The organism is Stenotrophomonas sp. 278 (assembly GCF_003935715.1).
GTDB lineage: Bacteria > Pseudomonadota > Gammaproteobacteria > Xanthomonadales > Xanthomonadaceae > Stenotrophomonas > Stenotrophomonas maltophilia_AH.
The window spans coordinates 1-6,890 of record NZ_RHPP01000183.1; the positions used below are offsets into that span (position 1 = coordinate 1).

The 6,890-nt window shown below is 66.1% G+C and carries 8 protein-coding genes; 1 reads left to right on the top strand and 7 read right to left on the bottom strand.

Annotation, left to right across the window (positions count from 1 at the left end; all coding sequences use genetic code 11):
- Window positions 1-302 (bottom strand): hypothetical protein (locus EGJ34_RS19690; RefSeq protein ID WP_221740428.1); only part of this gene is annotated, 302 nt, incomplete at its 3' end.
- A gap of 261 nt (window positions 303-563) precedes the next feature.
- Window positions 564-2,420 (bottom strand): DUF11 domain-containing protein, encoded by a 1,857-nt coding sequence (locus tag EGJ34_RS19695; protein ID WP_185750267.1) that lies wholly within the window; start codon window positions 2,418-2,420, stop codon window positions 564-566.
- A gap of 499 nt (window positions 2,421-2,919) precedes the next feature.
- Here EGJ34_RS19695 and EGJ34_RS19700 point away from each other — a divergent pair, with 499 nt between their 5' ends.
- A complete protein-coding gene (locus EGJ34_RS19700) occupies window positions 2,920-3,279 on the top strand; it encodes a helix-turn-helix transcriptional regulator (protein WP_125362141.1) in 360 nt (119 codons plus the stop codon).
- 50 nt (window positions 3,280-3,329) lie between these two features.
- Here EGJ34_RS19700 and ung read toward each other — a convergent pair whose 3' ends face one another.
- The 5 genes from ung to rhlB all read right to left on the bottom strand — a co-directional run.
- Window positions 3,330-4,046 (bottom strand): uracil-DNA glycosylase, encoded by a 717-nt coding sequence (gene ung, locus EGJ34_RS19705; RefSeq protein WP_125362142.1) that lies wholly within the window; start codon window positions 4,044-4,046, stop codon window positions 3,330-3,332.
- Entirely contained in the window at window positions 4,043-4,885 is an 843-nt protein-coding gene (locus EGJ34_RS19710; protein WP_125362143.1) for a response regulator, read from the bottom strand. The genes ung and EGJ34_RS19710 overlap by 4 nt, the downstream gene beginning before the upstream one ends.
- A gap of 7 nt (window positions 4,886-4,892) precedes the next feature.
- Complete coding sequence (ftsX, locus tag EGJ34_RS19715) at window positions 4,893-5,843, bottom strand: permease-like cell division protein FtsX (RefSeq protein WP_125362144.1); 951 nt, start codon at window positions 5,841-5,843, stop codon at window positions 4,893-4,895.
- The gene (gene ftsE, locus EGJ34_RS19720) at window positions 5,840-6,526 is read right to left on the bottom strand and encodes a cell division ATP-binding protein FtsE (protein ID WP_125362145.1); all 687 of its coding nucleotides are present in this window, start codon (window positions 6,524-6,526) and stop codon (window positions 5,840-5,842) included. The genes ftsX and ftsE overlap by 4 nt, the downstream gene beginning before the upstream one ends.
- 101 nt (window positions 6,527-6,627) lie before the next feature.
- On the bottom strand, window positions 6,628-6,890 hold a 263-nt coding region (gene rhlB / locus EGJ34_RS19725), incomplete at its 5' end, for an ATP-dependent RNA helicase RhlB (RefSeq protein WP_125362146.1).

Sequence of the window (6,890 nt, forward strand, 5' to 3'; positions counted from 1 at the left end):
GCGCCGCCGGCCGGCACCGGCGCGCCGGCGGCCGGGCTGACGATGGTCTTGACCACGCTCAGCTGCGACGTCGCGGCCAGCGCGTTGCTGTCGCTGGCGGTGTTGTTGCCCGGGGTGGGGTCGGAAATGTCGTTCGGTGCGGTGACGGTGGCGGTATTCACCAGCGGGTTGCGGTAGGCCTGCGCGTGGGCAGTAGCCGTTATCAGCGTCATCAGCAGCGCCCCCGCCAGATGCAGCGCGCGGGCGCGCAGGCGGCTGGCGGAGGTGTGGCAGGAGAAGCGACGGGCGCTGGCGGTTTGCATGCAGGAATCCTCGGAAGCACCGCGCGCGGACCTTTGTGGCCTCACTGCGCGTCACGTGTTGCGTCGTTGCTGCCGAAGGCCACCGCGGTGGCCTCCGGGTGGATGTGGCTAGTACGCGGCGGGGTCTGCGCTGAAGCTGACCGGCACGGTGATCGTGGCCGTTCCCCCATTGATCAGGTTCACCCCCAGGCTCACGCCCGTGCCGCCGGCAGCGCCACCGCTGGCGGCGCTGCAGACGCTGCCGGTCGATGCCGTGCAGGTCTATGGCGCAGTCAGCGTGGCACCGGCGGGCAGCGTGTCGGTCACCTGCGCGGCGGTCACCGGATCCGGGCCGGCGTTGCTCACGGTGATCACATAGCTGGCTGTGCCACCGGGCGTGTAGCTGCCACTGCCATCACTCTTGGTGATCGACAGATCCGCCTGGCGCGTTCGATTGGTGATGCGACAGACCACGTTGAGGGGTTGAGCCGACAGCGCCGGCGCGGTGAAGGTGAAGCTCTGCCCGGTGCCGCTGGTGAGCACCGTCCCGGCTGCGTCGCGGCAGTCCCAGGTGCTGGCGTAGCGCGCCAGCACGGTGGCGGTGCCAGCGGTTTCAGCGAGCGTGTAGACCGTGCCGGGTGTGGTGACCACCGCCGTGGTCGCCCCGTTGTTGCCGACGTTGGCGACGCTGGCCAGCACGGTCGCCCCCTGCGCGACACTGAGATTGAACACGCCGGTGTCGGTAGTCGGCGCAAGCGTCTTGACCAGCTGCACGGTGGCCGCGCAGCTCTGCGAGATACTCTCGACGGTGAAGATCGCCTGGCCGATGCGGATGCCGAGCAGCCCCAGCAGGTTGTCAACCACGCCGCCCAGTACAGCGGTGAGCACCGGGCCGACCAGCGCATTGGTGACCGTGCGCAGCGGCGGCAGCAACACTCCGACTACCGCGTTGACGATGGTGTTCACCGGCAGCGGCAGGGTGATCAGGTTGTTGACCAGACGCACCACCGGTGTCCCGCTGGTGATCTGCACCTCCAGCGAGTTGATCAACGTGGTGACCATCAGACTGGCACTGACCGTTCCGGTACTCAACGTGCGCGTCTGTGGATAGGGCCCGGTGAAGGCCACTGACTGGAAGCCGGGGGTGCCGGTGGCCACCGCGCGTAGCGATACCGTGAGCGGCACATCAACATCGGCCACCTTCAATGCGCTGGAAAGCAGGCTCACGGCCACGGTGACATTGAGCGTGGTGGCATTGATCGGGGTCACGCTGGCCGGGGTGAGCACGGCGCTGCGGTTGAAGAACACCGCATCGCTGATGGTGCCGATGTACAGATTCACCAGACCCGGTCGGGCCTGCAGGGTAACGGCGTTGCTGGCCAGGTTGACTGCGTTGATGGTGCCTTCGGCACGCGCTACGTCCGCGTATACCGACAGGTGCAGCAGCGAGGCGGTGATGGCGGTGCCGGACAGCGACACCAGTCCGCCCACGTTGAGGCCATTGACCGCGCTGATCAGCGGGGCCACGTTGAGGCCCTGGGCGATGTCGAAGTCGAACTTGATGCGGATGGCGGCGCTGTGGAACGCACTGCCAACCGGGCCGCAGTTGTACACCGGCGGTTCCACCACCTGTGCCCATACGCGCACATTGGCCAGTCCGGCCAGGCCCAGCGGGGCCAGCTGCGCGGTGGTGAGCGTGACCGGTGTTGGCGTGGTCACCACGTTGCGGAAGTTGTAGAGCTGCACGCCGCCGGTGATCAGGTCCAGCACGTCCAGGTTGACGTTGGCGAGCGAGCCGGGTGGCAGTGTCACCTGCAGCAGGTCGGCCAGGCGGATGGTCCCGGTAAGTCCGCTCAGGGATGGCGTCAGCAGATTGAGCGAGTTGGCCGCGAGGGTCTGTCCGTCGGCCTGCAGCACCGACACCAGCGCCGCCTGCAGCTGGGCCAGGGTGATGTTGGCATTGAGCACCTGGCTGGGGTCACTGACCACCACGCCGCCGTTGAGCTGGGTCAGCAACGCGTTGAGATTCACATCCGCGCCGGCGATGTTGTTCCAGTCCAGCGCGGTGATGTTGATATTGGTGCCGGGCAGCAGTGTCGTAAACAGCAGATTCAGTACCGGGCTCTGGGTCGAATCCACTTGCACCAGCCGCGGGCCGGCGGAAACACAGGCTCCATTCGCGGTGCACGCGTCCTGAGCATTTACTTTCGGCGCGAAAGAAAATAGTGCGGATAACGTCACAATTAATGCGAGCGCATTAAGTTTGGTGAATCCCCATAACACCCGCTTCACATCTGAAACCTTATCCATCACCCATCCCCTGCGCCGTGGCCGCACCGCTCCTTCACCCACCGAATTCAGCCGGTGATGAGGAGCAGCAAGCCCACTGCTTTTACGTTCTGGTGTTTATTTCCGGCGATTCATGGCCGGTTTCAGGATTAATTACGTGGACGCGGCAGGGGGTCAAACAACGTTGTGTGAAGACGGTAGTTAGTAACGCTGTCGCTCGGGGTGGTATTGATGGGATACCCATGAGAGGCAAGGGCAGTCAGTCATTCTGTACATGCGGGCAAAAGAATCACTGCCCGGGAAGTATCGATAACCACCCATCACTTAAGGACAGAGAAGGGGGATTTCCATGTTGTCGATGTCGGATCGAATTCGCAGCGCGCGGACCGCTGCGGGGTTATCTCAGACGCAGTTGGCCCAGGAAACGGGGGTCAAGCGCAGTGCAGTGGCACAGTGGGAGCGGCGCGGCGGCACCCATCCCAGTGTGTCGCATCTGGCACGGATTGCCGTGGTCACTCACGTGCGGTTTGAGTGGCTGGCGACCGGTCGCGGTTGCGGAAAACCGGAAGGAGAGGAGCTGGAAACGACACAGCCGGCGGCGGATTACGTACGCAATGATCTGGAGGGCAACATTCTGTCGCTGGTACGGCGGTTGCCGCCGCGCAAGCGGCAGGTGGCGCACGACATCATCGAGATGCTGGGCGCGTGATGACGGCAAGGGCGTGACGACCAACGGTCGTCACCTACCGCCGTTGGTCGTCAGGCCGGGATATCCAACGCCGCGCGCGGTGGCAGCGACCAGTCGATCGGTGGCTGCCCGCGTTGCTGCAGGTAATCGTTCGCCATCGAGAAGTGGCGGCAACCCAGGAAGCCCCGATGCGCCGACAGCGGCGAGGGGTGCGGAGCCTTGAGCACGCGGTGGCGGCGGGTGTCGATCACCTTGCCCTTCTGCTGGGCGTAGCTGCCCCACAGCAGGAACACCAGGCCATCGCGCTCGCGGTTGAGGGTTTCCACCACGTGGTCGGTGAAGCCCTCCCAGCCACGCTTCTGGTGCGCGCCGGCCTGCCCTTCCTCGACGGTCAGCACCGCATTGAGCAGCAGCACGCCACGCTGCGCCCACGGCAGCAGGCAACCGTGGTCCGGCCGCGCAATGCCCAGGTCGCTTTCAATTTCCTTGTACATGTTCAACAGCGAGGGCGGCATCGGTACCCCGGGCATCACCGAGAAGCTCAGGCCATGCGCCTGGCCGCGGCCGTGGTACGGGTCCTGGCCCAGGATCACCACCTTCACCTGGTCGAACGGCGTGGCGTCGAACGCGGCGAATATCTGTGGGCCGGGCGGGAATACATGCGCACCCGCCGCCTTGCGCTCACGCAGGAAGGCGGACAGCTCACGCATCTCCGGGCGCAGCAGCCAGTCCCCCACATGCGCCTTCCAGCTGGGTTCCAGCTGGATGGCAGGCACTACATCACTCATCGCAGCACAGGCTTGTCGTTGAGGCGGGCCAGACGCAGCTGGAACAGTACCTTGGTCACCAGCAGGCGCTCTTCGATCGGCTTCTGGACCAGATCGTTCGCACCGGACTGCAACAGCCCGGACTGGTTGTGCGGATTGCCGTCACCGGTCATCACCAGCACGGGCAGCCGACGCTTGCCGTAGCCGAAGTCCACGCGCACGCGTTCGACCACGTCGCGACCGCTGAGCTCGCCCTTCAGGGTGACGTCGGTCAGCACCAGGTCGATGCGGGTATTGCTGCGACCCAGCGATTCGGCGGTAAGCAGGGCGAACGCCTCTTCGGCGGTCATCACGTGCAGCACATTCAGGCTCTGCCGCTCGAGCATGCGCTTTGTCGCCTCGGCGACCACGCGGCTGTCTTCGATGTACAGGATGGTGGCACCGGGAATGGTTTCCGGCTGCACGTAGCCCTTGATGAACGAGGCGAGTGCTTCGTGGCCGAGCGCCTTGTCGAAATAGTCGGTCACGTATTCGGTGAAGCGCCGCTGCTCCAGGTGCTGCTGCGCGTCGCCGGACACCACGATGACCGGTACATAGGCCTGACCCGCCGCCTCCCGCACCATGCGCGCCAGCGCCAGGCCATCGCCGTCGCTGAGGGTGAGCGACGTGGTGACCAGACTGACCGGGCCGGCGTCCAGCGCCTGCCGCGCGTCTTCGATGCTGGCGCACCCGACCACTTCGACCTGCGGCAGCTCGCGCTGCAGCACGTCGGCAATGAGTTTGCGGACCAGCTTGGAACCGTCGACCACCATCACCCTGGGGGCGGCGTCAACGAGGTGCTTGAGAGCTTGCGGACGCATGCGGGCCTCAGGTTTCAGTCGGTCGGGTCTGGCGCAGGAAATGTCCCGTCACCAGCCACGCGCCCAGCCAGCCGAGCACGACCGTGCCGACCAGGACGAGCGAGGAATGCAGAAGATCCAGCCCATGCAACACGAACGGGCTGCCATAACTGCTGGAGAGTTCGGCCAGGGGTGGCCGCAATGCCAGTCCGGCCACGCCGATGAGGGCCAGCGCCAGCGCGCCTGCCCCCAATCCATACCACGCCCCCAGATACAGGAACGGGCGGCGGATGAAACCGTCGCTGGCACCGAGCAACTGCAGCACGCCGATTTCCTCCCGGCGCGACTGGATGTCCAGGCGCACGGTGTTGCCCACCACCAGCACCGCGCCCAGCCCCAGAAGGGCTGACAGTACCTGCACCAGCCTCGAACCAAAGCCCAGCCAGGCATCCAGACGTTTGCGCCACAGCGCGTCGTGCTGGACCAGATCGGTCTGCGGCAGGCCCTGCAGCGACTGCGCCAGGCGCCCGTCGTCGGTGCCATTGGCCGGCGTGATGATCAGCAGGGAAGGAAGCGGATTGTCGTGCAGGGCATCGATGGCTTCGCCCAGGCCGGCGCTGTCGCGCAGTTCGGCCAGCCCCTCTTCCGGACTGCGCACCGTGACCGCACCGACGTCGGCACGACCACGCAGTGTCTCGGCGAGCTGGGTCGCACCGGCGGCGTCCACGCTGGTCTTCAGGAACAGATTGATGTCACGCGACTGCTGCACGCTGCCGGCGAACAACTTCACGTTGTCCAGTGCGATCGACAATCCCAGCGGCAGCGCCAGCGCCACCGCCATGACCATGATGGTCAGCAGCGTCGCCCACGGCTTGCGCCAGGCGCGACCGAGGCTGAACACCACGCTGTGGCCATGATGATGCAGCCACACGCCCAGGCGCGACGGTGCGGCCGCTTCTTTGTTGGTCGCGGTACTCATTCGGCCAGGTCCTGTGGCGAGATGTCGTCCACCAGACGACCGTGGTCGAGAATGAGCACGCGCTTGCGCATGCGGCGCAGCAGTGGCAGGTCGTGGCTGACCACAAGCACGCTGGTGCCACGTTCGGGAAGCTCGGCGAACAGCGCCATGATCTCCGCTGCCAGGGTCGGATCCAGATTGCCGGTGGGTTCGTCGGCCACCAGCAGGCGGGGTTCGCCGACGATGGCACGGGCGATGCCGACGCGCTGCTGCTCACCGGCCGACAATTGCGACGGCAGGGCTTTTTCCCGGTGGGCCAGCCCCATGCGCTCCAGCACCGAGCGCACCCGCTTGCCGATCTCGGCGCGGCGGGTGCCACGCAGGATCAGCGGCAGCGCGACGTTCTCGCCGATGCTGCGATCCATCAGCAGACGGTGGTCCTGGTAGACCGCACCGACTTCACGACGGTGGCGCGGGATGTCGCCGCCCCGCACCTTCAACAGGTTGCGGTCGGCCAGCAGCACCGCGCCACGGCTGGGACGTTCGTCCAGGTGGATCAGTTTGAGCAGGGTGCTCTTGCCGGCACCGGAGTGGCCGGTGACGAACAGCATTTCACCGGGCGCAACGTCGAAGCTGACGTCCACCAGTGCCTGGTGGCCGCCCGCATACTGTTTGCTGACATTGTCGAAACGCAGGACGCTCATTCCCCGATTATGCCGGAGCCGCGTTGCGAGGTGGGGACGGAATGGCACCCGACCAACGGTCGGGCGCTACCGTTGATCGGCACGAGGGCCGATCACACCGATCAACTTCCCGACAACATCCGGCGGATCTTGCGGCCTATCCGGGTCAGGAAGCCGGCACCGGAATCGTCGACCTTCGCCGCACGCATCGGCTTGGCCGTCACCTGCACCGGCGTGACCGGCTGTGCCGCACCCTCGGCACCTTCGACCGGTCGCCCGTGGCGACGACGACGCCGCTTGCGCGGCTTGCGCTCGCCTTCAACGGCACCTTCCGGAGCGCCTTCGGCGCGTGGCGGACGCGGCGGGCGCGGGGCCTGTGCCGCAT